General features: G+C 49.3%; 1 protein-coding gene (cut by a window edge). It reads right to left on the bottom strand.

Features of this window, described 5'->3' with window-relative positions; all coding sequences use genetic code 11:
• Nucleotides 1–300: part of a YihY family inner membrane protein coding region (locus tag FDX22_RS12500; RefSeq protein ID WP_146717272.1), annotated on the bottom strand (this coding region is incomplete at its 3' end). 151 nt of the annotated region lie beyond the right edge of the window; the window shows 300 of its 451 annotated nt.

Below are 300 nucleotides of genomic sequence, written 5' to 3'. Positions count from 1 at the left end.
AGACGGCGAAAGAGTAAACTTTGGGACGCGTGCGCCTGCTGCGCCAGATAGTATTCAGAGCGTTATCAATGGCATACATCAGCAATAATGCTGTGACAATCAGCCCGCATGCCCCGACTGCCGTCATTTTGTTCGAGTTGGCGACAAACTGTTCGATATAACGTTGAATGACGTCTCCCGTCGCCGGGATAAAGTTTGCGAAAATAAAATGACGTAGCTGGACACTGACGTCGGAAAACATCGGAAATGCGGCGAAAAGCGCAAATACGACGGCAATAAGCGGCACTAATGAGAGCAATG

The sequence above is a fragment of the Citrobacter sp. TBCS-14 genome, from assembly GCF_005280805.1.
Lineage (GTDB): Bacteria > Pseudomonadota > Gammaproteobacteria > Enterobacterales > Enterobacteriaceae > Citrobacter > Citrobacter gillenii.
The sequence above is the reverse complement of the archived record's forward strand: the minus strand, read 5'-3'. Positions and strand labels throughout refer to the sequence as shown.